23 protein-coding genes and 4 pseudogenes are annotated in these 24,291 nt (G+C 67.7%); 5 read left to right on the top strand and 22 right to left on the bottom strand.

Features of this window, described 5'->3' with window-relative positions; translation table 11 throughout:
- Positions 1 to 30 precede the first annotated feature (30 nt).
- Positions 31 to 290: pseudogene (locus tag ACZ49J_RS32265) on the bottom strand (transposase); the annotation flags it as partial.
- A 601-nt stretch (positions 291 to 891) separates the two neighbouring features.
- Here ACZ49J_RS32265 and ACZ49J_RS32260 point away from each other — a divergent pair.
- Positions 892 to 2,214, top strand: coding sequence for an acyltransferase family protein (locus ACZ49J_RS32260; protein ID WP_467454231.1), 1,323 nt, complete (start codon positions 892 to 894; stop codon positions 2,212 to 2,214).
- Positions 2,215 to 2,842: 628 nt separating this feature from the next.
- Here ACZ49J_RS32260 and ACZ49J_RS32255 read toward each other — a convergent pair.
- Positions 2,843 to 3,388, bottom strand: coding sequence for an RICIN domain-containing protein (locus ACZ49J_RS32255; RefSeq protein ID WP_467454232.1), 546 nt, complete (start codon positions 3,386 to 3,388; stop codon positions 2,843 to 2,845).
- Positions 3,389 to 4,697: 1,309 nt separating this feature from the next.
- Here ACZ49J_RS32255 and ACZ49J_RS32250 point away from each other — a divergent pair.
- Positions 4,698 to 5,195 carry a lamin tail domain-containing protein gene (locus ACZ49J_RS32250; RefSeq protein ID WP_467454233.1) on the top strand — a complete coding sequence of 166 codons (498 nt, stop codon included), beginning with the start codon at positions 4,698 to 4,700 and terminating at the stop codon, positions 5,193 to 5,195.
- Between the two features lie 141 nt (positions 5,196 to 5,336).
- On the opposite strand, the gene ACZ49J_RS32245 is transcribed toward ACZ49J_RS32250, so the two are convergent.
- Entirely contained in the window at positions 5,337 to 5,720 is a 384-nt protein-coding gene (locus ACZ49J_RS32245) for a peptidase inhibitor family I36 protein (protein WP_467454235.1), read from the bottom strand.
- A gap of 285 nt (positions 5,721 to 6,005) precedes the next feature.
- On the opposite strand from ACZ49J_RS32245, the gene ACZ49J_RS32240 reads away from it, so the two are divergent.
- Positions 6,006 to 6,674 carry an HNH endonuclease family protein gene (locus ACZ49J_RS32240; RefSeq protein WP_467454236.1) on the top strand — a complete coding sequence of 223 codons (669 nt, stop codon included), beginning with the start codon at positions 6,006 to 6,008 and terminating at the stop codon, positions 6,672 to 6,674.
- Between the two features lie 124 nt (positions 6,675 to 6,798).
- On the opposite strand, the gene ACZ49J_RS32235 is transcribed toward ACZ49J_RS32240, so the two are convergent.
- Both ACZ49J_RS32235 and ACZ49J_RS32230 read right to left on the bottom strand, forming a co-directional pair.
- Positions 6,799 to 7,689 (bottom strand): pentapeptide repeat-containing protein, encoded by an 891-nt coding sequence (locus ACZ49J_RS32235; protein ID WP_467454237.1) that lies wholly within the window; start codon positions 7,687 to 7,689, stop codon positions 6,799 to 6,801.
- A gap of 155 nt (positions 7,690 to 7,844) precedes the next feature.
- Positions 7,845 to 8,024 (bottom strand): hypothetical protein, encoded by a 180-nt coding sequence (locus tag ACZ49J_RS32230; protein WP_467454296.1) that lies wholly within the window; start codon positions 8,022 to 8,024, stop codon positions 7,845 to 7,847.
- Here ACZ49J_RS32230 and ACZ49J_RS32225 point away from each other — a divergent pair.
- Entirely contained in the window at positions 7,939 to 8,265 is a 327-nt protein-coding gene (locus ACZ49J_RS32225) for a DnaA ATPase domain-containing protein (protein ID WP_468351226.1), read from the top strand. The two genes, ACZ49J_RS32230 and ACZ49J_RS32225, sit on opposite strands and share 86 nt — an antisense overlap.
- Positions 8,266 to 8,855: 590 nt before the next feature.
- Here the strand turns inward: ACZ49J_RS32225 and ACZ49J_RS32220 are convergent.
- The 9 genes and pseudogenes from ACZ49J_RS32220 to ACZ49J_RS32180 all read right to left on the bottom strand — a co-directional run bounded on the left by ACZ49J_RS32220 (position 8,856) and on the right by ACZ49J_RS32180 (position 15,914).
- Positions 8,856 to 9,536 (bottom strand): recombinase family protein, encoded by a 681-nt coding sequence (locus tag ACZ49J_RS32220; RefSeq protein WP_467454238.1) that lies wholly within the window; start codon positions 9,534 to 9,536, stop codon positions 8,856 to 8,858.
- Between the two features lie 183 nt (positions 9,537 to 9,719).
- Positions 9,720 to 9,848 (bottom strand): annotated as a pseudogene (locus ACZ49J_RS32215) (transposase); the annotation flags it as partial.
- A 469-nt stretch (positions 9,849 to 10,317) separates the two neighbouring features.
- Positions 10,318 to 10,524: a peptidase inhibitor family I36 protein gene (locus tag ACZ49J_RS32210; RefSeq protein ID WP_467454239.1), complete on the bottom strand. Its 207-nt coding sequence runs from the start codon at positions 10,522 to 10,524 to the stop codon at positions 10,318 to 10,320.
- A 57-nt stretch (positions 10,525 to 10,581) separates the two neighbouring features.
- Positions 10,582 to 12,804 (bottom strand): outer membrane protein assembly factor BamB family protein, encoded by a 2,223-nt coding sequence (locus tag ACZ49J_RS32205; RefSeq protein ID WP_467454240.1) that lies wholly within the window; start codon positions 12,802 to 12,804, stop codon positions 10,582 to 10,584.
- A gap of 19 nt (positions 12,805 to 12,823) precedes the next feature.
- On the bottom strand, positions 12,824 to 13,174 hold the full coding sequence (locus tag ACZ49J_RS32200; RefSeq protein ID WP_467454241.1) for a Pepco domain-containing protein: 351 nt from the start codon (positions 13,172 to 13,174) through the stop codon (positions 12,824 to 12,826).
- A 225-nt stretch (positions 13,175 to 13,399) separates the two neighbouring features.
- Positions 13,400 to 13,993 (bottom strand): replication-relaxation family protein, encoded by a 594-nt coding sequence (locus ACZ49J_RS32195; protein ID WP_467454242.1) that lies wholly within the window; start codon positions 13,991 to 13,993, stop codon positions 13,400 to 13,402.
- Positions 13,994 to 14,216: 223 nt separating this feature from the next.
- Complete coding sequence (locus ACZ49J_RS32190) at positions 14,217 to 15,227, bottom strand: hypothetical protein (protein ID WP_467454244.1); 1,011 nt, start codon at positions 15,225 to 15,227, stop codon at positions 14,217 to 14,219.
- Positions 15,211 to 15,747 carry a sigma-70 family RNA polymerase sigma factor gene (locus ACZ49J_RS32185; RefSeq protein ID WP_467454245.1) on the bottom strand — a complete coding sequence of 179 codons (537 nt, stop codon included), beginning with the start codon at positions 15,745 to 15,747 and terminating at the stop codon, positions 15,211 to 15,213. The genes ACZ49J_RS32190 and ACZ49J_RS32185 overlap by 17 nt, the downstream gene beginning before the upstream one ends.
- A 32-nt stretch (positions 15,748 to 15,779) precedes the next feature.
- Positions 15,780 to 15,914 carry a hypothetical protein gene (locus ACZ49J_RS32180; RefSeq protein WP_467454246.1) on the bottom strand — a complete coding sequence of 45 codons (135 nt, stop codon included), beginning with the start codon at positions 15,912 to 15,914 and terminating at the stop codon, positions 15,780 to 15,782.
- Between the two features lie 694 nt (positions 15,915 to 16,608).
- Here ACZ49J_RS32180 and ACZ49J_RS32175 point away from each other — a divergent pair.
- On the top strand, positions 16,609 to 17,001 hold the full coding sequence (locus ACZ49J_RS32175) for a DUF6233 domain-containing protein (protein WP_467454247.1): 393 nt from the start codon (positions 16,609 to 16,611) through the stop codon (positions 16,999 to 17,001).
- A 24-nt stretch (positions 17,002 to 17,025) separates the two neighbouring features.
- Here ACZ49J_RS32175 and ACZ49J_RS32170 read toward each other — a convergent pair whose 3' ends face one another.
- The 8 genes and pseudogenes from ACZ49J_RS32170 to ACZ49J_RS32135 all read right to left on the bottom strand — a co-directional run bounded on the left by ACZ49J_RS32170 (position 17,026) and on the right by ACZ49J_RS32135 (position 24,037).
- Entirely contained in the window at positions 17,026 to 17,262 is a 237-nt protein-coding gene (locus tag ACZ49J_RS32170) for a hypothetical protein (RefSeq protein ID WP_467454248.1), read from the bottom strand.
- Positions 17,263 to 17,370: 108 nt separating this feature from the next.
- Positions 17,371 to 17,544 carry a hypothetical protein gene (locus tag ACZ49J_RS32165; protein ID WP_467454250.1) on the bottom strand — a complete coding sequence of 58 codons (174 nt, stop codon included), beginning with the start codon at positions 17,542 to 17,544 and terminating at the stop codon, positions 17,371 to 17,373.
- 117 nt (positions 17,545 to 17,661) lie between these two features.
- Positions 17,662 to 17,955 (bottom strand): WXG100 family type VII secretion target, encoded by a 294-nt coding sequence (locus tag ACZ49J_RS32160; protein WP_467454251.1) that lies wholly within the window; start codon positions 17,953 to 17,955, stop codon positions 17,662 to 17,664.
- Positions 17,956 to 18,115: 160 nt separating this feature from the next.
- Positions 18,116 to 19,556, bottom strand: a pseudogene (locus ACZ49J_RS32155) (NF041680 family putative transposase).
- Between the two features lie 143 nt (positions 19,557 to 19,699).
- The gene (locus ACZ49J_RS32150; protein ID WP_467454290.1) at positions 19,700 to 20,281 is read right to left on the bottom strand and encodes an SMI1/KNR4 family protein; all 582 of its coding nucleotides are present in this window, start codon (positions 20,279 to 20,281) and stop codon (positions 19,700 to 19,702) included.
- A gap of 237 nt (positions 20,282 to 20,518) precedes the next feature.
- Positions 20,519 to 22,543, bottom strand: a complete 2,025-nt coding sequence (locus ACZ49J_RS32145) for an NACHT domain-containing protein (RefSeq protein ID WP_467454252.1) — start codon at positions 22,541 to 22,543, stop codon at positions 20,519 to 20,521.
- Between the two features lie 210 nt (positions 22,544 to 22,753).
- A pseudogene (locus tag ACZ49J_RS32140) lies at positions 22,754 to 23,179 on the bottom strand (NF041680 family putative transposase); the annotation flags it as partial.
- Between the two features lie 189 nt (positions 23,180 to 23,368).
- The gene (locus ACZ49J_RS32135; RefSeq protein WP_467454254.1) at positions 23,369 to 24,037 is read right to left on the bottom strand and encodes a PDDEXK family nuclease; all 669 of its coding nucleotides are present in this window, start codon (positions 24,035 to 24,037) and stop codon (positions 23,369 to 23,371) included.
- Between the last annotated feature and the right edge of the window lie 254 nt (positions 24,038 to 24,291).

Below are 24,291 nucleotides of genomic sequence, written 5' to 3'. Positions count from 1 at the left end.
GAGCCGAACCAAGCGCCAGGAGGCCTGGCTGCGTCGGAGGGGCATGGTTGTCTCCACCGGGCCGACGTGGGTCAGCACGCTCTTGGAGCGTTTGCTATTGCAGGAGTTGCCGCCGTCCTCGCCCGCCGGATCGTGCTTGTCATAGCCGAGGTGGTCGGTGATCTCGCCCTCCAGGGCGGGCCTGGGCCCGGCTCCCTAGCTCGTCAATCAGCTGGTCGTCCACGGCCTTCGTCCGACACAGCCGCTGCCGACTCGTCAGCCTCCAGCCCGGCCACCTTCTGGCTGGTCATCGATGCATCTTCCATGAGCGGGAGCTACACCGAACGTCTTATCAGTTCCCTTCAGGCGCTTGATCTCTGCAGCCTCGCCCGAGGGAACGCCCGGACGCTGGCCAGCATTGACTTCGGTATTGCGGACCCAGGTCCGCACCATATATCAGCGGCACCAATACCCAGCTCGCGACCGCTTCATCGCGGCCCACGCCGTCGGGTAGTTGGGGCGGATCTCTGCGGCCATACGCACCGCACGCTCACGAAGCTTGGACGGACGTGCCATGACCCGATCCTCGCGCGGAATCGAGTCTCCGTCACCCAGAGCGGTTCAATCGTGGAGGTCGTCGTCGACGTCCTCTGCGAGAGCAAAGGGTCACCGATGCTACGGACGATCCAGGACAGTCAAGGTCTTTGAGCTGCGGTTTCCTTGACACCTGGACGGTCGCGTGGGCGGGGCTTGCGGCGGCGCGGCCAGCCGCAGTCCTATGGTCGTGGTTGGCGCCATGGTGCATGGCGGTGCGTCCTCGGCGAGATCGCGCGGACCCCCTGGCAGAATTTCGATGCTCGGTTTTCAGCAGGGCAATTTCGGCCGACGGGTAAAATTCGGGTGGACCGAAGAATGATCGGCTCGCAGTTGAACACCGGCGGGCCACTGAACGTGAAGACGGGTATGGAAGTCCCCCATCGCATTGAGCCTGCGCTGCAGCCATTACCCTCTGCACCGCCACGATCACCCGCACTCCGGACGCCGGCGGACCCAGCGCGGCTGGGCTGGCTGGACGCGTTGCGCGGCATCGCGGCGCTCGTGGTGGTGTTCGACCACTCGTCGTACGCCTTCATGGCGGATTTCCGGGGCGAGTTGATGCCGGAATTCAACACCAGTAGGTACGGCATCATGGTGTTCTTCCTCGTGAGCGGTTACATCATTCCCGCCTCGCTTGAGCGGCGGGGCTGTGTCCGAACCTTCTGGATCGGACGAATCTTCCGTATTTATCCGCTGTGGGTGGCTGTCGTTGCCGCGGTCCTTGCGGCCAACGTGCTTGGGTTCGCGCAGATCCGTGACTTCGACGGACAGAGCTTCGCCACGGTGGCCGCTGCCCATGTCACCTTGCTCCAGGAGTTACTGGGAACACCCAACCTCCTGCTTGTCCTATGGACGCTCTCGTACGAGATGGCCTTCTACTTGCTGGTGGTGGCGCTTTTCTCGCTGCGGCTTCACCAGCGGTCGGCACCGGTCGCGGTGACCCTGGCGGCGCTGGCCGCAGTGAGCGTGACCGTGGCGAGCGCACTGCCCGCGTCCGCGCTCACCGACGCGGTCGGAACCGGCCCGCTGGTAGCCGTCGCCGCGACCGCCATGGTGGTCGCCATCTGCTGCGCGAGCGGCACATCAGGTGCGCTACGGGTGTCGGGGGGCGTGCTGGGCGGGGTACTGGGGCTCGTGCTGGTCGCCTTCAACAGCACGGTCCCCATGTGGGAAGGGCTGGTGATTCTTGCCGTCATGTTCCTGGGCACCGCCGTATACCGAGCCGAGAGCGGTCAAAGCACCTGGAGGTTTGCGGCCTGCACCGCGATCATCGTGGTGGCCTGCGCGGTAGGGGCAGCCTACAGCTACGGCGACGGGTCCCACTTCACGCGGCGCGCCTGGATCGCGTCGTTCCTCCTGGCCGTGCTCACGTTCGGCGTCGGGCTGGCGTTCCGCCGGCGCCTGATACCCCGCTGGCTGACGTGGCTCGGGACGATCAGCTACTCGGTCTACTTGGTGCATCCGGTCCTGCTGGCGGTCACCGATGGCACGATCGGCCGCTGGCGGGAGAACAAGCCCTTGCTCGAGCTGGCCTTCTACGCCGTGCTGCTGCCCCTATGCGTACTGACCTACCGTTACATCGAATCACCGGGGCAGGCGTTGGGGCGAAAGATAGCGCAGCGCGTTCGGCGGCCGTAACGAGAGTTTATGCCACCAGGGGCGGAACGTGATCGGAGATGCACACTCCCAACGCGCCGCATTCTCGCCTGGAGCACGGGAGGTCCCGGGTCAAAGGTCCGGGACCTCGCCACATGAACGAGCGGTCGCTAAGAAACCGTTGCCCAGCCCTGACTAGCGGATCCGTCGCAGAACTGGGCGGCCTGCACGCCGTTAGCGGTGCTGGCGCCCGAGATGCCCAGGCATAGGTCGTTCTTGCGATCGCGTAGTACGTCCCGTCGTAGGCGCCCCAGTTCTTGTACCAGTCCTGGTTGAGGTCGCCGGACGGAGTCCGTCGTGATGGCTGCCGCGCCGGCCGAGGTGCTGGGGCGGTCGATGCCGAGGTTCAGCTTCGGCTGCCAGTTCTCCCCAGCTGTAGACGGTGCCACCCTCCGTCCGCACAGCTTCCCAGAGCTGCAGAAAGCTGTCGCTGCTGGATTGCTGCACGACCTTGGCCCCGTTGGCGGAGTTCTTGGCCTGCAGGTACTTTCCGGACTTGAGGTCCTTAATCTTGATGGTGGCGAGGGCACATCTCGGCGTCGGCTCGCTGCTCTGCGGACGCCGACGGGGTGAGAGTGGCCGTCGGGCCGAGGGAACGCCCACCCCTGCGCTAATGCATCGCCCAGCCCTGGTTGGTCGAGTCGTCGCAGGGGAACTGAGCGGCCTGCGCGCCGTTGGCGGTGCTGGCGCCCGAGATGCCCAGGCATAGACCGCTCTTGCGGTTCACCATCGCGAAGTACTCTCCGCCGTAGCCGTTCCAGTCCGCGTACCAATCCTGGTTGATGTCGCTGGACGGAGTCGCGATGATGGCCGCTGCGCCGGCGGAGGTACTCGCACCGTCGATGCCGAGGTTCCGCCCCGCCGCCTGGTTCTCGAAGGTGTAGTAGTCCCCGAAGAGGTACACCTCCCAGAGCTGCAGCGACTGGCCACTGGTCGTGGGCTGCTGGACGACCCGGGCACCATTGGCGGTGCTCACGGCCTGCAGCACCTTTCCGGACTTGAGGTTCACGAGCCGAGCGGTGCTCACGGCGACCTTCTGGCGCGCCGGGTCACTGCTCTGCGGCGCCTGGGCGTGGGCGACCGCCGGGCCTGCCGCGGCCAGTAAGGTTCCGGCCAGCAGGCTTGCGACGGCCATCCTGACACGTGTTGCGTACATGACATTACTCCTTTGCGTGATCGGCGGAAGGATCCTTCCGTGCGTTCGAAGGGCGGGGCGAGCGGAAGGTGCGCACCTGCTGGCATGGGCTCGGCCTAGGTGTGAAGAGATGAGCGCCCGGGTTCGCTGTGGGTCATAGACAGTGGGGGAGGCGCCGAGCTTCTAGTGGGCGGGTCGGCTGGTCCGCGAGGCCCGAATCGCGCCTGATCAGGCGCGCAGGTCGGAGCTCGGTCGATCGGTATGGTCAGTCGGCCATATTCCGGACCTGGTCGGCCGATCCGTCACAGCGGAAACCTTCGTACATGTTGTGCGCATGCCATTCCCCGTGTTCAGTCGCTGCGCGAGCGCTCCACAGCTCCCCTGTCCGATGTGACGGTTGGTGTTGCTGGTGTCACGAGGGGTACTCAATCAGGCCGCCAGAGAGAGCGCTAGATCGTCAGAGCCTTTCGTCTTAAAGCGGTTGCTTGACGAGGAGGTGTCGTACGTGCATAGCTGTTGGGGCGGCGCATTGGCATGAGTTAGATTCGACCCGCTCGTCGAGGCGAGGGTCGCGGGTCGCGCCGCCAACACATGGTCGCAGCGGACTCGTGTGCGTCCGCATCTCACGAGGGTTACCGAGGCGGCGTTCGGCCGTGCCACGCGTACCGCGTGACCGCGACCTTGCTGCGCCGGCGCCCCTGGACTGCGGAGCTGAGCTCATCGACTCCCTCCTCGAACGCGCCTGCGCGGGGCGGCCCGGGCCTGGGGCGCGTCGGTGGTCTACGGCGAACTGGCAGCCATCGTGTTGGTCATGCACCGCAATGGCCTCGTCCACCGGCGCCATGCTCGCCGGAGCATGCCGCCACCTTGCCCGCGCCTGGCCTTCCCCTGAGGGTGGGGGTGGGCAACCGCACATGGTCCTAGCGGGCGAGAAGAGCACCTGCTCCAGCGGCGCCTGTTGGGGCTTGCCGAGAGAACGTCGACGGCAGTAGGCCGGGGTGCGCTCGCGCCGGGGGCCCGGGGTGTCGACGTCGATCTCGTACCGGGGCTCGCCTCACTTGTAGGAGGCAGGGGGGCGGCTACCTGCTGCTGTCCAGGCAGTGAACCGCTCGCGGCAGGGCAAGCCATCCTGCGAGGAGGCTCGCTCAACTGCTGAGACGGACGCAAGGCGCGCCCCGCTCGGCGGTCTGCTCAGCCCCGTCGGCGCTCGTTGTACCGAGCTAGCTCTTATCACTGAAATGGGTGGCAGCTCCTGTGCTGTGCAACTGTCGCGGGCGCTTACCAGTCCTCCACATGCAGCACCGTTCGTTCCACTGTGGAGGAGCATCCCTTGCGTAAGCGTTCCATCCAGGCCGTAGCCGTCACCACGGGGGCTGTGGCCGCCCTGGTTCCCGCTGTGTCGGCTCAGGCCGCTGAGTACAGCTCGGCGCTCAAGGTCCGCGGGGTGCAGTACGACGCACCAGGCCGGGACTCCAACAGCTGCTCCTCCGGTAACACCGACGAGGAATACCTGACGATCAAGAACTACTCGTCCACGGCGACCGTCAACCTCAAGGGCTACGTCGTCAAGGATGCTACCGGCAACCGCTTCACCTTCACCGCCAACCACTACCTGCAGCCCGGTGACTACATCAAGCTCCGTGGAGGTCACGGCACCGACTCCGACAGGTACAACGTGGTCTACCGCGACAACTGCAACTTCCTGTGGAACAACGACAAGGACACCATCTACCTGTACAAGCCCTCCGGCAGCCGGGCAGACGTGCACTCCTACACCAAGAGCGGATCCGACCCCGACCGCGACGGCTACATCCGCTACCACAACTGAGCCGGGGGAGCTGTAGCCCTGGTGCCCTGAGCCACCTTGGCCGACGCGGGCTGTCCGCGTCGGCCAAGGTGGCTCAGACGGTGCGCCACTTGCACGGGGGACACCTGCCAGATCCGTACTGGTGTGCCAGTTGCAGGGCGCTCAACCGCAGTCGTTGCGGTTGATTTTCAGGGAGCGGGTCTGGTCGTTGAGGTTGTAGCCGCGCAGGTCGTGGATGGAGCCGCCGCTGGAGGTGACGCACACCCACCGGCCGCTGTAGTCGCGCTTCTCGTACACGCGGGCGGTGCGGTCGGAGTTGTTGTGGATCGAGCTGCCGCGGTCACGGATCACGGACGGCAGGTCCTTCACGCTGCCGTCCACGGCACGCCGTACCCACGGCTGACCGCCGAAGTTGATCTCGGGGTAGATGCACACGTAGCCGGAAGGGCAGTCGATCGCGGCTGGCGCCAGGCTGGGCGTGCTGGAAGCGGAGGCCGGAACAGCCATCGGACAGAGGGCCAGGGCGGCGACCGCCGCGGCACGCATCACGTTTTTGATCACACAGCTACAGATACTGGGGTCGAGGGGCTGGATCGGCAGGTTGCCCCGCCAGTTCACTCCACCGGAGGACCAGAGCTGCGGATGGAGCGACGCGTCACGGCGGCGCAGCCCTCACCGACCCTGGCTGTAGCAGGTTGACCGCGGTGACGGCCGCGGACCGGGGTGTGCCTGCCAGGCGTTTCGTTTCGCCAGTACGACTGTTGTGCACGGCCGGGTGATTCTGCGGCTGCTCAGCCGTGCGGCCTGGGTGGCGGCGGTTATCAAGGATGGGTGATCAAGACCGTTGTGCGCGCCCTCGTGGCTGTCGCTCTCGCTGTCCTGCCCACCCTCAACACCACGCCCGCCCAGGCCGCCGTCCCCGCGGCGCCTTCCTACACCCTGCCGCTGACCAATGCGGTGAACACGCTCGTTGTCGCGGCGGAGGACCGCGCCGGCTACGACCGTGAGCAGTCCTTCGGCGGCTGGATCGACGCCGACCGCGACGGCTGCAACACCCGAGCCGAGGTATTGCTTACCGAGGCGGTCGAGCCGCCGACGGTGACCGGGCGCTGCACCCTCACCGGAGGCCTCTGGTACTCCTGGTACGACAACACCGATGTCACCAAGACCGACATCGACCACGCGGTGCCGCTCGCTGAGGCCTGGGACTCCGGCGCCTCCCAGTGGACCCGACAGCGCCGCGTCGAGTACGCCAACTACCTGGGCGACGACCGCCACCTGGTGGTGGTCAGCCAGCGCTCCAACCGGCAGAAGTCCGACCAGGACGTCACCACCTGGATCGTGCCCGACAATCCCTCCCAACGGTGCCGCTACCTGTCCGACCAGGTGGCCATCAAACTCGCGTGGGAACTGACCGTCGACCCGGCGGAGCAGGCGGCTATGCGTCGGATCGCCGCTGAGTGCCCCGACACTGACGTCACCGTCAACCCCGTCCCCTGAGTCAGACCGCGCAGGAGACCGGGCCTGCAGGGGCGCGAGCCGCGCACCCGGCGCCGGGGCAGGGAGAGCCTCAGATCACGTGTCGGTGGAACGCCGGTAACAGTGACGCCATCCTCTGGGTCAGCTACCAGGCGGGAGGCAGGCTCAGCCCGGCTGGCAGAGGAGCCCCGCTCGGCGGCAGGCCATTCGGGGCCACACCGGAAGCACGCGAAAAGTCGACCGTGCCGCCGGTGAACTCCGCGTCGAGGAAGGTGACTGTGCCGCCGGTGAACTCCGCGGCGTGGAAGTCGACCGTGCCGTCGGTGAACTCCGAGTGGCGGAAGTCGACCGTGCCGCCGGTGAACTCCGCGCCGACGAAGTCCCCGCCGTCGAACACGACGCCGGTGAAGTCGAAGTCGTGCCCCTGCCAGGAGCGCGGATGCGGGTGGGATTGGCGGAGGTGGTCGCGGATGACCCGGACGACCGTGTGCCGGACCTCTCGCAGCGCCAGGTAGGCATGCCGGGTGTCCGCGTTGTCGGCTGGCAGCTCGGACTCGGCGGTGTACGGCAGGCGGAGGTAGGCGCACAGCACGTCGATGCAGGTCTGGCGGAGTTCTCGGGTGGGGGCGTCGTCGGCGAGTCCGGCCAGGGCGTGCACTCCGCCGAGGCGGACCGCGGCGGATTCGTCGCCGAGCTGAGAGACGGCCGTGGTGAAGCGCTCGGTGTGCAGGCGGGTCGCCTCGCGCAGGGCGGCGTCCTCGTCGACCCGCTGGCGTCGGTAGGCCACCACCAGGGCGACCAAGGCGCCAGCCCCGGCGACCACACCGAAGGAGAGCTTCACCAGGTCGAAGAGCGTCTTGGAGTCGATGCGGTGCTCGGGCTTGAGCTCCCGGGCACCGAGCAGGTCCCACCCGGCGAGGAACACGCCGGCGGCGATGCCGATCGCGGTGACGAAGGCCAGAGGGAGGACGATCCAGACGTGCCAGAGGCGCAGGCCGCGCCGTTCGGCCCGGCGCCGGGGCAGGGAGAGTCTCACGATCGACAGGACGGCCTGGACCCGCACGCCGGTTGCGGCCCGGCAAGTGCTGGACTCCGGATAAGCTCCCCGTCTTCGGGCCCCAGAGCGCACTGGGGCCCTCGCGTATGCCGGTAACAGTGACGGCACCGAACTGATCAGCGAGCGCACGTGTGCTACATGAACTTCGAGGAGTTCACCGACGAGTTCATCGACTCCGTCCGGGACGGCAAGGACGACACCTTCCGCAAGCGGTAGAGGGAGATGGACATCCCGCTAGTCGACGACATCCAGTTCCCGACGGGCAAGGAGTCGACGCAGGAGGAGCTCTGCCGCATCTTCAATACGACCGTCATGCACGCCGACCGCAAGATCTGCGCTGATGGCCGAGCGCCGCTCCATCTACAGCCAGGTCGCCGACCTCACGAACCGTATGAAGAACAGGCGGGCGAAGAAAGACAGCATCGAGTGCGGCACGAACATCGTGGCCAAGGGCGGCGAGTACAAGACCTACGTCTCGGCAACCGCCAGGAAGCTGCTACTGGTCAAGGCGTAGGCGAGACTTGCGCGCATAGACACGACACGCCGACATCGTGACGTCCGTCACGCGCAGGCAGAACTGAACGGCGCCCCTGTACGCCAAGCTAAATGCTGCACTTGCCCGCTGAGCTGCGGCTTTCGCTCCTAGCTGCCTCATTGTCAGTGGCGTGCCCATAATTCGCCCTCTCCTGCGCTGAGTTGAGCGCACACTGCACCCCGGCGAGCCGCCAGTGTCAGTCCCGTGCCTTAGATTCGAGGCTGCGCCAACCCTTCGCACGACGAAGGGAGATCCTTGGGCGCGGCCCGCCTCCTACAGCTGCCGCCACCCGCTGGATCTCCCTCTCGCCTGGCGTCGGATCCCACCGCCGTGATCGAGACAGGAGACCCATGAACGAACGTACCTCACGCCTAGGACATCGCCCCGCTGCCTCCTCAGCGGACGAGCCCCCGTTCCTTACGGTGCACACCACGGTGGTGCTCCTGGCAGCGCTGTTCATCGGCTGTGTGGGCGGAGGTCTTGCCTTCCTCAGCGGCAGCCCAGTGGCAGGCGCCATCCTTGCCGGGTTGACGGGCGGGGGCGCCAGCGTCCCCGTGTTGCGCTCCCTGATCCGGTAGCCGGGAGGAGTCGGAGGGGATGTGCCACATGGTCACCGGGGCCCCGGTAGGGCCGGGCCCTGGTCTCCCGGAACGAGTGCATCGCGGCCAACGCTCAGTTCGGGCACGTACTTGTACAGCGTCGTGCGGGAGACGCCGAGCAGCTTCGCAATCGACGTGATGGTGTTGTCCGGCTGCGCGAGCAGCGCGCGAGCGTGCCGGATCTGCTCTGCCGTCATGGCCGGCGGCCGCCCGATGCGCTCGCCGCGCGCACGGGCCGCCGCCAGGCCCTCGTGAGTGCCCTGCACGATCAGTTCCCGGATGAACTCTGCGAGTGCCGCGAACACGTGGAAGACCAGGCGGCCGCCAGGTGTGGTGGTGTCCAGCGCCTCGTGCAGCGACTGGAAGCCGATGCCCCGCTGGCGTAGCCCGGCGACGATCGAGATCAGGTCTTGGATCGAGCGGCCGAGCCGGTCGAGGGAGGGCACCACCAGGGTGTCGCCGGGCCGGAGGTAGTCGAGGCACTTCCACAGTTCCTCGCGCTCCGCGTTCTTGCCCGACTTCTTGTCGGTGAAGATCCGCACGCAGCCGGCCGCCTCCAGCGCCGCAATCTGCCGATCGAGCCGTTGTCCCTTCGAGGACACGCGCCCGTACCCGACCTGGGCACCGGAGGAGTTCGCGGGGAAGGCTTCCAGCGGGCTGTCAGCGTCCGCCCACTCAGCGGTAGTCGTCATGCACGGCACCGTACAGAAAAGGGCCCCAGGGCGTCTCTGGACGCCCTCTGTTGTTGAACACCCTTGTTGGACACCAAAACTCGGCTCCGGCCCGGCGTGTCGACGTTCGGGCCCGGTTGTCCAACAACCGGCATCGATAACGAAGTGCGACCGGAACTAGGCCCGTCTTCAAACGGATCTCGCCCAGAGCAGGAGTGACGCGAGTGTGACCGCCGCTTCGTAGGAGGTGGCGGTCTTTTCGTATCGAGTGGCGATGCCGCGGAAGCCCTTGAGCCGGTTGAAGCATCGCTCAACGATGTTGCGTTGGCGGTAGGTCTGTGTGACGTGGTGACGCTGCGCCGCACATCCTGGTCCGCAGCGGCACCGGCGGCAGGGCGGCCATGCGCCGTATTGCCGAGGAGTGCCCCGACACCGACGTCACCGTCAACCCCGTCCCCTGACCCTGGAGGGCGCGTGGGGCCGGGCCAGGACGCGCACAGGTCCCACGGTGCGCGCCAGGGCCATGAACCGGCGTGCTGCGGTCACGTGCTCGCTGGTGCGGCGTCGGAATACCTGGCCGACTGTGTTGGGAGGAGTGTGGTTGTGGAGGGGACAGTGTCCCCGGGCCTCACCTATCGCCTGCAGGGAAGATCGTTCGGCTGAAGCCCTGCAGAGCCTTTCGCCGCGCAGGCGACCGCCCTTCACGACCGCACATGCCGATCAGCCCCGCCCGGTGATGCCCGCCGGGCGGGGCTGACCGCTGCGAAGGAATCGGGTGCTGGGATCGGTGAGTGAGGGAGGGTCAGCCGCAGTCGTTGCGGTTGATTTTCAGCGAGCGGGTCTGGGCGTTGAGGTTGTAGCCGCGCAGGTCGTGGATGGAGCCGCCGCTGGAGGTGACGCACACCCAGTGGCCGCTGTAGTTGCGTTTCTCGTACACGCGGGCGGTGCGATCTGAGTTGTTGCGGATCGAGCTTCCGCGGTCACGGATCGCGGCGGGCAGGTTCTTCACGCTGCCGTCGACGGCCCGCCGTACCCACGTTGGAGTCGCCCTGATGGATATCTGCTGTCATGTCTGCACCGCATACAGGTTCCCGTCCCAGCTGCCGATGTAGACCACCTCTCCGGCCACGGCTGGGGACGCGTACACCTGGTCGCCGGTGGGGAAGGACCAGAGTTTCTTGCCGGTTCTGGTGTCCACCGCATACAGGTTCTGGTCGTCGCTACCGACGTAGACCACGCCGCCCGCCACTGCCGGAGACGAGTATGCGTTGTGGTCGTCGCCGCCGGTGCGGAAGGACCAGCGTTTCTTGCGGGTTCGGGTATCCACCGCATACAGGTTCTGGTCGCTGCTGTGGGCGTAGAGCACCCCTCCGGTCACGGTTGGGGACGCATCGACGCCGCCGCCGGTGGGGAAGGACCAGAGTTTCTTGCCGGTTGTGGCGTCCACCGCATATAGGTTGTCGTCCCGGCTGCCGAAGTAGACCACCCCGCCGACCACCGTCGGAGACGAGTCCACAGAGTCGCCGGTGGGGAAGGACCAGAGTTTCTTGCCGGTTCTGGTATCCACCGCATACAGGTTCTGGTCCCAGCTGCCGAAGTAGACCACCTCACCGGCCACCGCCGGAGACGAGCCCACGTCGCCGCCGGTGGAGAAGGACCAGAGTTTCTTGCCGGTTGTGGCGTCCACCGCGTACAGCTTCCCGTTCTCGCTGCCGGCGTAGACCACCCCGTCGGCCACCGCCGGAGACGAGCCCACGTAGTCGCCAGTGGGGAAGGACCAGAGTTTCTTGCCGGTTGTGGCGTCCACCGCGTACAGCTTCCCGTTCTCGCTGCCGGCGTAGACCACCCCGCCGGCCACTGTCGGAGATGAGAACGCGTTTTCGTCACCGTCGGCGGGGAAGGACCAGAGTTTCTTGCCGGTTGTGGCGTCCACCGCGTACAGCTTCCCGTCCCAGCTGCCGGCGTAGACCACCCCGTCGGCCACCGCCGGAGACATCACCGTGTCGCCGGTGCGGAACTTCCAGACTTGTGAGCCGGGGCCGGTGGGGTTCGGTTCGTAGGATGCGCTGGGGCTCTTTGAGGGCTCGTTTGGAAGCTTGGGGCCGTAGTCCGTGGTGAAGAAGGTGAGTACTTTCCAGCCGGTGAGACCGGCTCCTGCGGTGAGGGCAGTGCCTGCCAGGCCGAGCAGAGCCCGGCGACGGGATATCAGGTGCCGGGGCCCGGGGGTAGATTCGCGCAGCCGGGGCGGGAGGTCCACCGGTCTTGCGGCCTGGCCACGGCTGAGGGCGGCGGCGTGCGACGGAGCTGGTGGGATGAGGCGGTCTTGTTCGGCGGCCTGGTTCGGTGCCGGCTGCGGCCTGGGACCGAATTGCGGGGACGGCGACGTGCTCTGAGACGGCGACATGCTCTGAGACGGCGGCGTACTCCGAGGTGGCGTTGCGGGGTCCTCGGTAACGGGAGGTTTGGTGGCTACTGTGGCGGCCCCGTGGTGGCCAGCCGCTGCCGGGAGGAAGGTGAAGGCGTTGTGTGGGATGTCGGTGATCGTACGCAGCAGTTGCGGGTTGCCCCGCTTTCTGTATGCCTGATGCAGTAAGGACACCCGTTCCTGAGCCGCTTCCCGGAAGGCGTCCAGCGTCAGCGCGCCCTGGTGGGAGTCGATGACGTCCGACACCGCGCGGGAGAAGATGCTGAACGACTCGCTGGGCGTCGTGCCGCACTGAATGCCGTCGGCCACGGTCTCGTGATCGCGTACGTAGAGGGAGAGCTGGGCGGGGGAACAGCCGTAGACGTACGCCACCTTCCGCCGTAAGGCTGCGTCGGTCTTCTGCCGTCCCCACTGCGTCACGCCCGCCACACTCATCGAGGCCACCTCGATGCCCTCCCGGCAGGCATCGATGAGGAAGACAACGTGGTCAGCGGGTGTCTCGTCCAGGTCTCGACCCCAGTCGATGGGCACGCATCCGGACTCGAAGGGATGGGTGTCCTCGTGGATGTCCTCGGGAACGAGGTAGTCCCGGCCCGCAGCGTGCACACCATGGCCACTGAGGACGATCACCAGTGTGTCGCCCCGGCCGGCACGGCGCAGGAATCCGGCGACGCAGCCGTTGATGAAGTTGGCCCCGAGCTGTTTGCCACCCTCCCGTTGGGAAAGCACCTGCACGTCCTCGAAGCCTCGGCGGCGGAGGGCCGCGCCAAGACGTGCAAGGTCAGCGGGGATGAAGGGGAGCGAGTGGATCCCCCGCATGTCGTAGTTGCTGGCCCCGATCAGCAGGGCGCGGTGCTGTGGCATGACTCTCTCAGCACAGCGCCTACGGGCGCTTGAAGGTCAGGGTGAGGCCGCGCGTGCCCTGTATTTGGCCGGTGCCGATGAGCTGGACGCCGCCGGTCGCGGTGACCTGGAAGGACAGTTGTGCCTCGGCCAGTGGCAGGGTACCGCCGCGGGCCGCGACATCAGCGAAGACCGCTTGTAGGGCGTCCACGGCCTCGGCGAGATTCTGACGCAGCGGGCCAAGCGGGACGGAGCGGAGCACCGCGTCCCCACTGCGGCTGAACAGCCCCATCGAGTCATGGTCGGCGTGGTCGTCCTCGTCAGTGACCTCGACCCAGAAGGGAAGGGTGCGCTCATCGAGACCTGCGCCCTGGTCCTCCGCGCCCTGCATGTGATGCCCCCCAGCATGTATGTCGGTGACCCGTCAACTCTAGGGTCGTCGACTGAACATGCTACGCATCAAGCCGTATCCAAGGCGGCCGCTGGAACGGAGGCGTGCTGATGGCCGCCGCGGAAAAGCCGACGGTCCGCGATCGGCCACAGCCGCTGCGTCCCGGGACGCGGGACGCAGCCGCCAGTCGGTGGCCGAACTCGTCCGTGAGGAACTGACCTGCCTTCAACAGGGCCGGTAGTACATCAGGGCGTCGGGGATGACGGCCTCGCCGCTGCCGAGGGGGTGGTAGACCTCCGGGATCCAGTCCAGGGGGGGGCGGCGCAGGTCGCTGCGGCGGCGGGCGTCCTGGACGAAGGCGAGCGCGGTCTCGGTGACCGTCAGCCCTTGGCCGGCGCGCAGTCGTACGGCGGTTCGGTCGGACGCCGTCCTCGGTGGCCGCCGGTCCCGGAGCTCCGGCCACCCGGAGGCGACCTGGACGCCGTATCCGGTGGGGAACCAGAGGCGGGTTCGTCCGGCCTGCGGCAGGGTGACGCGGTCGATGAGGCCCTCGGTGCGCAGCTTGCTCAGCCGACGCTTCGTCTGCTCGATGCGCACGTGAGGCGTCAGCAGGAGGTGTATCTGTTCGATGGTGGCCATGCGGTACTGCGTGAGCACCGCCAGCGCCAGCCGGTCGCCCCCGGCCGCGTCGACGTTCGTCGTTGCCGGGTGCCTCGTCTCCCGTACGGTGCGGCACCCCTGTACGGCGCCGCGTGTACCGGCCAGCCCAGCGGCCAGCCCCGACCAGAGGACCGACCATGAGGGGCCGACCACGGTCACGATGCGACAACACCGCCGACAACCAGCCCGGAAACCCGCCCGACAACCCCGCCGACAACTGTCCGCATCCTGCAGGCACCAGCAGGCTGAAGCAGCAGGTCACCACGCGTGCGCGGGGGTGGTCGGGTGCCCGACATCCCCGTTGCTGCCCCTCTACGCCCAAGGCCCTGAAGAAAGTGAGGGAGGGGGGTGTGGATAGGGCACCGCCCTGCGGTCAGGGTGGTCATGGGCACAGTGCTTTGTGAGCTGGGCAGGGTGTGCCGGCCGGGTCGCAGTCGGCGCACTTCTCGCAGTGTTGCCAGTACTTGCGCATCGCGTGTTGGCGGTGGGCTTCTGCGGTGACGTGTCCTGCGCCGGTGCGTTGCTCGTAGCCGAATGCTCCTGCGCTGTCGTTCCACGTCCACCGGGGTGGCGTTGTGGGGATTGCGGACTTCTGGAAGGCGGGTCCGGTGGGGCGGGCGGCCGCGGTGCATAAGGATGTGGTGGGACGGGTGCGGTGCTCAGGCAGGGGAGTTGAGTGCTGTGGTCGGGGGTGGCGGGATTCGGCGAGGGGCGGTGTGGTCAAGGTGGTGATGCGGTCGGTGAAGTCGGCATCGGGCAGGGGCAACTCCAGATCGTCGTCGACGTAGGACACGGCTGCTGGGACGTAGTTGAGGACTGCGCCGACCTGCGCGGTCCTGGTGGCCAGGTCCAGGACCGGCTCGCAGGAGTCCTTCAGGCCTCGCAGCACGCGCAGGGTGGCGGCGAGTTCCTGTGGTTCGGCTTCTGACCGGGCGGTGGCTTCGGCTGCCTGGGTGTGCCACCACTCGGCTTCGGGCTCCTCGCCGTGTGCCATGTGGTGCAGGTACAGGCAGTAGGTGGCGGGGCTGTCTCCGGCGCCGGCGGCGTACTGCCACCAAAACCGTGCGGAGTCCTCCTGTTCGGTCAGCTGCAGGATGCATCCCAGCACCCGCGCTCCGGGAGGCTCCGGCAGCGAGCAGGCGACGAAGCGCTTCAGGCTCATCAGGGCCCCGCTGCTCATGATGGCTGTCTCGCACAGCGTGCGCAGATCCTGGGCTGCAACATCCTGTGGCCCGTCGGGCGCGGGGTGGGGCTGTTCCGGGGCAGGTGGCTGGGCGCGTCGGGCGGCTGCGCGGGCGGCGATGCGTTCGGCCGCGGCGTTGATTTCCTGGGGGGTGTAGGGCTCGTTGACCAGCCGGGTTCGGGCCAGCAGCTGGTCAATGTGCGATGTCATCGGCCTGTCCTTCCTTGGCCAGCCCCAGGATTTCCTGCAGGCGGCGTCGTGCGTAGCGGGCGGTGGAGCGCACCGCCGCGGGGGTGATACCGAGGTGGTCGGCGGCCTCGCGGACGGAGTGCTCGTGGCTGTAAAGCAGCACCACGACGTCCCGCTGCCGCTCGGGCAGGGAATCGATCGCCTGGAAGAGGTTGATGCTCTCCTCCAGCTGCCCGATGGGATCGACCGCCTCGCGCAGCGCGGCGGTCTCGAAGGCCGCCGTGTCGACCAGGGCTTCACGACGGCCCCGGGCCCGGGCGGCATCGATCGTGCGGTTCTTCATCACCTGCCAGGCGTAGGCCGTCGGGTTCTCCTTCGTCAGAACCTCCGGCCAGGCTATGAGCAACTGCTCGAAGGCGCAGTCGACCGCTTCCTCGGCATCGGCCTTGTTGTTCAGGTACGTTTTCGCCCACCTCACGTACGCCGGGCGGTGCATCCGGTGGAATGCTTCGAAGTCCAACGGCAGCTTGGTCATCGGCATGGCGCCGGCTGGGGGTTCCGGAACGTCCCGCCTCACGCCTGCCCGTCCTCGTGGTCGTTGCGGCGCAGCTCGCTGACCCCCACCCGCACCCCAGCCGCCGCGGCACGGCGCAACAGCAGCGCCACGTCGCGGCCCAGCACCCGCACAGCGAGCACTGCGAGGATCACCTCATCAAGTAGCTGAAAGGACACTGTCCTTCGTCCCTCCGGTGGACTTGTCGGGCCTTCTGAGTGGCCCGGGAGGCACGCCGGTCGCGCCCTCTGCCTGTGATGGCGCGCCACAGAGCGCGATCGTGCATCCGACGAACCAGGATTCTCACCGAATGAATCCGTTCGATTACACATCGTCGGGCAGCGGGTTTCAGTCGTTGGCCGCTGAAAGGCGACGCGGCGGCGCTCACCAGGGCGAAGACCGCCATACTCGGCTCTTCGCCTAGCTCCCGATGCCCCGCCGGTAGCCTGCGTTGTGGCGGGTGTCACATGTCAGGACTTGATAACCGAAAACGGCCTCATGCCAGGTTCCGCCACCTTTCGCCTCGAACGCAGAAGCCGCTGCCGTGGGTGTGTTCGCATATGGCCGCTGATCGTGAGCTGGAGGCGCCGACGGCGCACGACCGGCACGGGTGGCCAAGAGAAGGGGAGAACAGCGGTCGGACATCGGATGTCCTGTCTGGCGTAGATGCCAGCTCACAGCCGGGGCCTGCTCCTGGCGGCCGCCGGTGCAGGCCTGCGTGTGATGGCTCGCCGGTGTTGCGCGTCGGCGCCGCCGCCCGCGCCAGGCCCGCCTCGTCGGCGGGCCCGCCGACGAGGCGGTGGGACAGCGGGGCGGGAACGGCAGCGGCCGGCCCGTACTATCGAACGCATGTCCGATCAGCGTGGTCCGCGTGTCACCGTCACCCTTGCCGGCGGGCGCACCGTGCCGGGGCGCCTCTACGCCAGGCATCAGGACGCTGAGCGACGCTGGTGGTACGAGGTGGCCATCCGGGTGCCCGCTACGGCCGTCCGGTTCGTCGACGGCGAGGACTACGGCCAGGTCCCCACCGAACGCGCCGGTACCGCGGGCTGGGTGTTGCAGGCCTTGCCCCACGACAACCCGAAGGAACGCGCTGTCGTCCTGCATCGCCCTGACTGCTGGGCCGCTGAAGGGCGCCTCGTGCCGGCCGACGACGCCCAGGCTCGTGTGTTCGTCCGGGAGGGCTGGGCCAGATCCTGCGATGCCTGCCACCCCGAACCGGGCACCGGGCGCCAAGGCTGACACGCCCAGCCCCCGGCAACGGCATCACCGTTCGGGCAGCTTGCGGCGGAGCATGTCCATCGACTTCTTCACGTCTGCCAGCTGGTCACCATGGACCCGCAGGCGCCACTGCATGTGTTGCATTCGCGCGGACATCGCCAGCGAGGCGTACGTCTGCGCCAACTGGGCTGCGCCCGCCTGCCCCTCCTGCGCCCTCTTCGCCCAGATGAGAGCCATCTTCTCGTACCCCTCGGCACGCTTGGGCGCTTCGCTCGCGTCCATCCCCAACCCCCTGTTCGTCCGTCATCGAGGGCGGCTGGCCCATGCGCTCGCCGCGACCCCTCAAGGTTGGCGGTCGTGTCGACGAGGAGCTCCCTGGCTTGAGTTGGCTTACCGGCTGGCTTCGGTGTGCTCGCGAATCGCGTGGGCCACATCGAGCAGGGCGTAAGCGACAGCGGCCAGCCCCTCCCCGATGGCGTCGGTCTGCTTCTCCTCACCCTCCCGGCCAGCCGCTGTGTCCGCCCTGCTCTCCGCGTAATCGCCCCACACGCTCTTTGCGGGCATCCGTACACCTCCCCATGCCACCGGTCCGTCCGGCAGCCTCTGCTGCCTCCCCCGTCTACCGCACCGCGAATCGCCTGATCTCCGCCAGCCTGGAAGACCAACGACTGGCCCGGTCGCTCAGTCGATGGCCGGCCTCGTGTCAGTGCTGACGAACGCCTGGGCAACCGCCTTCAGGAACTCGCTGACGCCCTCCAGGCCCTCGATGGCCTGCTTGGTGCCGGTGTTGTACTCGTCCCAGTACGGCTTGAACTTCGTCTCGGAGCCAGGGGTGCTGTAGGCGGCCGCGACGACGTCGGCCATCTTGGAGTCGGTCTCCTGAAGGCTCTGCTGCATCATCTCCTTCTGGTTGCGCAACCAGGCCGCCGCTTCCTCGATCTCCGCCGGGTCGATATTGATCTGGCCCCCAGTCATGCCGTTTCCTTCCGTTCATCCGGTTCGACGAGCTTTTGCACCGCCGTCGCCCTGCGTACGGGCCCTCCAGCGAAACGGTCCACGGCCCAGCGGAACCCGCCAGCGTATGGCTCAACGCACCGTCAAAACCGGGATGTGGCACAGGCACTGAGCTTGTTTTTTAACCTCTGAGGCTGTCGCGCTCAATGATGCTCTCGGGTCGTCTGGTCGTCTTCCCGACGTCATAGCGGGTCGTGGGACGGCGATTCTTGGAGCCAAGTGGCCTTCCTGGGCCGGGTGTTGAAGGTTTCGGCGCACGGGCCGGACAGTGCAGGTGTTGGCGGATGTTCCGAAACCCTCGGCGGACACGGGCCGGGGTGAGCCGTGCGGGCTCGGCTGGCCTCTCCCAAGGGCGGCGGAGATCCGCCGCGGCTTCGCGGGTGAGCCGGAGTTGGGTGTGGGCGGCGATTACGAGCCACGTCCAGCGGTCGCCGGCTTCGGGGGTGCGGAGCTTCGGTCGGGTCCATCCGAGGGTTTGCTTCATCAGCCGGAAGGTGTGCTCCAGGTCGAACCTCCTCAGGAACGCCTGCCAGCGCACGTCGACGCTCTCGCCGGTCAGGCCGGTGGCGGAGGACCACAGCCAGACGGGCAGCGGGTCGTTGCCGCCGGGCAGGCGGTCGACCTGGAGACGGATCAAGGTGCCCTCGATGATGGGGAGGTCGCCTGTGTGGTCGATCCAGGCGGAGCGAGTGGTCAGCCGGGGGTAGATGCGGTCCCAGGCCATTGCTCGGGCGGCGCCGTACCGGTCGGTGACCTGGACTGCCGCCGCGGTCGGGCTCGCCCCAGGTCTCAGGCTTGGTGAAGCGGAACTCCTTGCCGTGCTTCGGCGGGCGCCCGCCCTGCGGCGGGGAGATCCACGGCACTAGGACCGGCTTGCGCATCACCCGGTCCGTGCGCATTCGCCCAAGGACCTCCACCGGCAGCCCGGCCAGGAGGTGAGCCATGCGCGGGGCGTCGTATCCGGCGTCGAAGATGACCAGGATGTCGCGGTCGCCGACGTGCCACCGGCCCATCTCGATCAGGTCCACGATCACCCGGCGGACCTGGGCAGCAGTGACCTCGGCGACGTCGTCGTCCGGACCGAGGCGGACGGCGTCCAGGAGCTGGCACCAGGACGTCCGGCCCGATTCCAGGGCGGCGACGAACGAGTACGGCCAGCCGGGTATGAACTGGTCCGAGGACCGGCCGCTGCGGCCGTAGACGTGGCAGAAGAGGCGGTCCGGGCTGGTCGGGGCGTCCGGGCGGAGCCAGTGACTGATGTCGACCGCGAGGACCAGGCGCCCGTCGCCGGCCTGCGGCATGGGCAGGCCGGCCAGCACCTGCCGCAGCCGGGGGACATCGATGTTCCCGCTGTTCAGCGCGTCATACATGGCGCCGTGCCCGCGCCGGTGCTCAGCCACCAGCGTCAGGTCTACCGGCGCCCTCACCGGCCCGTCCGCACACAGCAACGCGTCCACCAGCTCGAACAGTTCGCCCCCGCGTGCGGTCAGGCAGTCGAATAGGTCGTCCCGGTAGCGTGACGCCACCCCGAACGGCTTTCCCTCTCCGTCTTGATGCAGCAAACCCACCCCGGCCCTCGCCTGTCCTGCGTCTCGCGTCGGAGCTCAGCATCAAGCGAAGGCCGCCTCGCCGTCCGGCAGTTGCCGTTGTGACGATCAAGTTCGAGGGACCATTCGAGTGGTCGAGGCCGCGGTCTGAGATGGTGCTACTCGGCCCGCCACCAGCCCTGTCCGACATGCCAGTCCCTCACCCAGTGCAGGAAATCGCCCTCAGACTGATCGGACGGGGAGCTGGCATAGGGTGCGGCGCATCCGTCTCTGAGCCACCACACCCGACCGCGTTGCGGCCCGGTCACCACCAGCGTCCAGTACTCGCCGGGCCTGTCGCTGCCCAGCAGCACAGAGCCGTGCTGATAGGTCTGGTGCAACAGAGTTGAGTGCCGGGTGTGGTCGTAGTAGTCGTACTCCCACTGCCATTCTTCCTCGAGCGGGAATGGCTGACCGGGCATGCGTACGGTGGTGCCATCGAACGGCTCCGGGCTCATCCAGCAGTCCGCTTCCCAGACGGCCCAGCTGTCTGGTTTCTCTCCCACGGGCAGCAGACCACCCTCGTCAGGCGGACCGTCGTCTGTACCGTTCGCGATCTCGGCCATGAAGGTGCGATACGGCTCAGGCAACACCACGCCATGCCTGCGCTCCCATGCCCGAACCGCCTCCCAGCCCAAAGGGCAGTGGCGGACCTCCGCTGGAAAGGTTTCGCGCAGGAGGGCTATCGCACCCGCAGTCATATCTTTCACGCCCTACAGGTACCACCGGTCACCGACACTCTGACCCCCGGCCTCAGGAGGCAGCGGGTTAAAAGACAAGCTGAGAAGCTGTTTCACATCCTCTTTTCGCAGTTCAGGGCGGCGAGGTCAGGTGGGAGTGCTGAGGGCTCCGTTCGGAGAAGCGTCGTGGCGACGCCTTCCCGCACGGATGCCCGGTCCCGACAGTTTTGTCGTGTGGGCCTCCGAACGGCTGCGTCGTTAGGGCACGGCTGGAGGCTCGGGGTGCTGGCGTAGCCAGTGCTGGAGTTCACGGTGGCGGTACTGGTAGGCGGGCCCGCTGTAGCGCATGAGTCCTGCGGTGACGGCCCAGTCCAGGAACAGGCCGAGCCGGAACGGCAGGCGTCGGCGGGAGCAGATCAGGAACGCCACATACCGGTTCGAAACCTGCGTGCCGAACGCGAGCGCGGCCGCGAGCCCGAAAGCGAGCCCAGCCGTGAGCCCGACGGTGAGCGCGGCCGCGAGCCCGCCCGTGAGCCCGCACGTGAGCCGGACCGTGAGCCCGTACAGGGCGTCGCTGCTGATGGTGGCCCGGGCTCCGAGGCTCGTGCCCGGTTCCCGCTCGAACCCGACGATGAGCCCGACCATGAGCCCGAACGCGAGCCCGAGCACGAGCCCGTACACGAGCCCGAACGCGAGCCCGAACGCGAGCCCGACCACGAGCCCGTACACGAGCCCGACCACGAGCCCGTACACGAGGTTTTTGCGTGCTTGAGGGGTTCTGAACGGGTTGTTCAGACGACCGGGTCTGCCGGTCGTGAGGGCGGTGACTGTTCCAGCCAGAACGGCAAACGTGCCGATCACGCCGGCGAGCACGGCTGTTGTCCTCCACTGGGGGGTTGTCCAGGCGAGGGGAAGGGTGGTGAGGACGGTGAGGGTGGTGAGGACGCCGTCGGTTATGCGGACGCGGGTGCGTCCGGCGAGGGGCCACAGTTCGTGCAGGACGAGGTCGGTGGTTTCCGTGCCTGTAGTGGCTGTGGCTTGGGGGGTGGTGGTGCCGAGGTGGGTGGTGAGGTGGTGGAGCCAGCGGTGGACGTCCTGTGGTGTGTAGCCGCGGGGGTTGGGGGCGATGCGGGTGGCGGCGGGGATGTAGCGAGCCAAAAGGTGGCGGTCCAGGGCGTCAGGGCCGGGGAGGGTTAGGAGTTCGGCGGGTTCGCCGTGGTGGTGGTAGACGGTGGCGGTCAGGCAGAGCCGCCAGGGGGTGGACAGTACGGTCGCCAGGGGCCCGCCGGGGTGGTCGGTGAGGTGGTCGGTGAGGGGCCGCCAGCGGGCCGCGTCGAGTGCGCGTCCGGTGAGGTAGTCCCGGGCGTCGGCGGTGTCGACGGGGGCGACGGCGATGCGGGCGGCGTCCAGGACTTCGGTGTGCGCGCTCAGGGCGTCGTAGTGCCGGGTGCGACAGGTCAGGATGAGTGGCCCGGCGTCACGGCCTTGCTGGTAGGCGTTGAGGGCGCGCACGACGGCGGTGGCGCGGGGCGCGGCGGGGTCGGGGGTGCCGTCGGGGGCCGGGGGGTCCATCTCGTCCAGGCCGTCTAGGACCGGCAGTACCAGGTGGTGGCGGACCATGCCGGCGGCCAGGTCCGCTGGCCAGTCGTAGGCATCGGCCAGCCGCTGTTCCAGCAGCTCGGGCAGGGACTGGCGTTCGGTGTCCCACCGTGACAGCGGGATGCGGACGGGGACGGGGGCGTCCTCGCTGCGACCGTCTATGAGGGCCAGCAGGAGCTCCAAGGCCAGGACGGTCTTGCCGGCTCCGGCGCCGCCGGTGATGACCAGGCGCAGCGGCCGGGTGGAGCGATAGTAGGTGACGATGTCCGGCAGCGTTGCCGGGCCGTCGGCGGTAAGGCGCCCGGCCGCCGGGGCGGCGGCCGGGCGCCTTACCGCCGAAGGGTGCAGGATGTAGGCGAGGTTGATACGTCGGGTGTCGTCACCCAGCAGCTGCCGCCACACCGCACTCTCCCCGGCCTCGACCTGGCCGGCCAGGGTCGCGGCCCAACCACGGGCGCGTTCGGCGTCGTTGCCCTCGATTGGCTTGCGCAGCGCCACGACCGCGACCACTAGCCCGGTCACGCCCAAGGGGAGGCCCAGCAGGCCTGCGGTGTCGGCCGGTTGGTTACCGCCATGGAGGATCTGCCGCACCGCATACACGCTGCTGACCACGATCAGCAGGGTGAACACCGCCCCGATCAGCTGCCAGTTGCGCCGCCGACGGCGCCCCCCGAGTCCTGCCACCCACCCATCATCGCCATCGCGCTTCCGCCCCAGAGCCGACTTGTCCCACTTGTGACAAGCGGACGAGCATCCCTGGAACACGCATCAACGCGATCAGGAACACCTTGTCCGGGATGTGATCAGCATCCCGCTCAACCTGGCGGCATCGGCCCAGCACCGGGCGGACTTGTCATGTCAGGACCCGACACAGCTTCTGAGCTTGTTCTTTATCTACCAAGATCTTCCAGGCTTGCCGATGGCCTTGAGGGTCTCGGGGCGTTTGACGGTCTTGCCGACGTCGTAGCGGGGTGCCCGGTGTTTGTTCTTGGCGCCGGGTGGCCGTCCGGGGCCTGCGCCTCTGGGTTTGGGAACACGGGTCGGGCAGGCGAGGTGGACGCGGATGTTCCTGAACCCCCGTCGGACCCGGGCCGGGGTGAGCCGGTAGAGGGTGGCGGGTTTCTCCCAGGGCCGGCGGAGGTTTTCGGCGAGTGGCCGGGCGAGCCGGAGCTGGGTGTGGGCGACGATCAGGAGCCAGGTCCAGCGGTCCGCAGCCTCGGGAGTACGGAGTTTCGGGGTGGTCCAGCCGAGGGTCTGTTTCGCGAAGCGGAAGGTGTGCTCCAGGTCGAAGCGCCGGAGAAATGCCTGCCAGAAACGGTCCAGGCACGGCCCATGTGAACCCCGAGCCCCACCGACGCCCTCGACGTCTCACCGCCTACCGTGCACGAGCTCGTTAGCAGCCGCCCGCTCGGAGCAATGGCGGCCGCCGCTTCGCGGGCAGTTTCTGGGACGCCTCGCTTCGTGTTCGAGAACCCCCCAGGGCATGGCCGGAGACAGTGGTCACGCCGGTCACAGATAATCGTCTTCCGCATCCTCAGCAAGGCCGAGTTCCGCGTCGGTGAACGGCTCGCCCAAGTCGGGCATCGCAAAGAAGGAGCCCACGCCGGTGGTCGTCTCGATGAACCGAACGAACCGGTCGACGGGCCTGTGTACCTGCTCCTTCTCCAGCAGTGAACGGCAGGCGCGGCAGTGCCACGGGCGCCGTAGGGTGATCCACTGGGCTCGAGCGCACGTGGGGCACTTCACGAAGTACGTGGATGGCCCGAAGGGAGTCTCCCAGTTCGCGTATCCGCTGCGAGGCCGGTAGCCCGTCTCAGTCCAGTCGGACGCCAGGGCCGGCCTGCCGATGAGGACGAACTCGCCGCCGGGCCACTGGCAGGTGCAGGTGGCCGCGCAGTGGCATGCCCGGGTCCGCGCCAGTTCCTTCGTCTTCTCGGCGCGCGGTACGCCTGGACCTTTGACCTCTATCCAGATGCCGAGCTCAGGCAGCCAGAAATCAGGAACGTAAAGGGCGCCCGAGTCCAGAGTGATCGACTCGGGCTCGTACTGCCACTTGATGCCGTTACTGTCGAGGGTCGCGGCCCAGTCGGCTTCGAGTCGGGATCGGAACGTGGTGTCGCCGTAGCGGGTCGGGACGGCGTCTATGGACGGGCCAGGGTTACTCGGGTCGTTGACCATACGGGCTCCTGTCCTGGCATCGGCGACCGGCGCCGATTATGCCGGTAACGCGCCGTGGAGAAACGGGAGATAGCGCGCTCACCCCGGGGTTCCACAGCTGTTCCGCCTGCTGGCTCACACTGCCTCCGTAACTGGTGATCACAACAGGCTCAATTTCCCAGCGGGTTGCCGCGGCGCACACAGCTTGCGCTGCTCCACTCGCCCCGGCCGCGGAGATCACGCTGCGGCAGCTTCCTGCGCCTTCGCGCAACTGC

Source organism: Streptomyces sp. NPDC030840 (genome assembly GCF_055572015.1).
Note: the sequence above shows the minus strand (reverse complement) of the source record. Positions and strands in the feature narration are given on the sequence as shown.

Coding starts and splice junctions, on each gene's coding strand:
- ACZ49J_RS32260 (WP_467454231.1), top strand. CDS start 892: ATGATCGGCTCGCAGTTGAACACCGGCGGGCCACTGAACGTGAAGACG.
- ACZ49J_RS32255 (WP_467454232.1), bottom strand. CDS start 3,388: ATGTACGCAACACGTGTCAGGATGGCCGTCGCAAGCCTGCTGGCCGGA.
- ACZ49J_RS32245 (WP_467454235.1), bottom strand. CDS start 5,720: ATGCGTGCCGCGGCGGTCGCCGCCCTGGCCCTCTGTCCGATGGCTGTT.
- ACZ49J_RS32230 (WP_467454296.1), bottom strand. CDS start 8,024: ATGACGGTCGTATTGAAGATGCGGCAGAGCTCCTCCTGCGTCGACTCC.
- ACZ49J_RS32220 (WP_467454238.1), bottom strand. CDS start 9,536: ATGACGACTACCGCTGAGTGGGCGGACGCTGACAGCCCGCTGGAAGCC.
- ACZ49J_RS32205 (WP_467454240.1), bottom strand. CDS start 12,804: ATGCCACAGCACCGCGCCCTGCTGATCGGGGCCAGCAACTACGACATG.
- ACZ49J_RS32200 (WP_467454241.1), bottom strand. CDS start 13,174: ATGCAGGGCGCGGAGGACCAGGGCGCAGGTCTCGATGAGCGCACCCTT.
- ACZ49J_RS32190 (WP_467454244.1), bottom strand. CDS start 15,227: ATGACATCGCACATTGACCAGCTGCTGGCCCGAACCCGGCTGGTCAAC.
- ACZ49J_RS32185 (WP_467454245.1), bottom strand. CDS start 15,747: ATGCCGATGACCAAGCTGCCGTTGGACTTCGAAGCATTCCACCGGATG.
- ACZ49J_RS32175 (WP_467454247.1), top strand. CDS start 16,609: ATGTCCGATCAGCGTGGTCCGCGTGTCACCGTCACCCTTGCCGGCGGG.
- ACZ49J_RS32170 (WP_467454248.1), bottom strand. CDS start 17,262: ATGGACGCGAGCGAAGCGCCCAAGCGTGCCGAGGGGTACGAGAAGATG.
- ACZ49J_RS32165 (WP_467454250.1), bottom strand. CDS start 17,544: ATGCCCGCAAAGAGCGTGTGGGGCGATTACGCGGAGAGCAGGGCGGAC.
- ACZ49J_RS32160 (WP_467454251.1), bottom strand. CDS start 17,955: ATGACTGGGGGCCAGATCAATATCGACCCGGCGGAGATCGAGGAAGCG.
- ACZ49J_RS32150 (WP_467454290.1), bottom strand. CDS start 20,281: ATGACTGCGGGTGCGATAGCCCTCCTGCGCGAAACCTTTCCAGCGGAG.
- ACZ49J_RS32135 (WP_467454254.1), bottom strand. CDS start 24,037: ATGGTCAACGACCCGAGTAACCCTGGCCCGTCCATAGACGCCGTCCCG.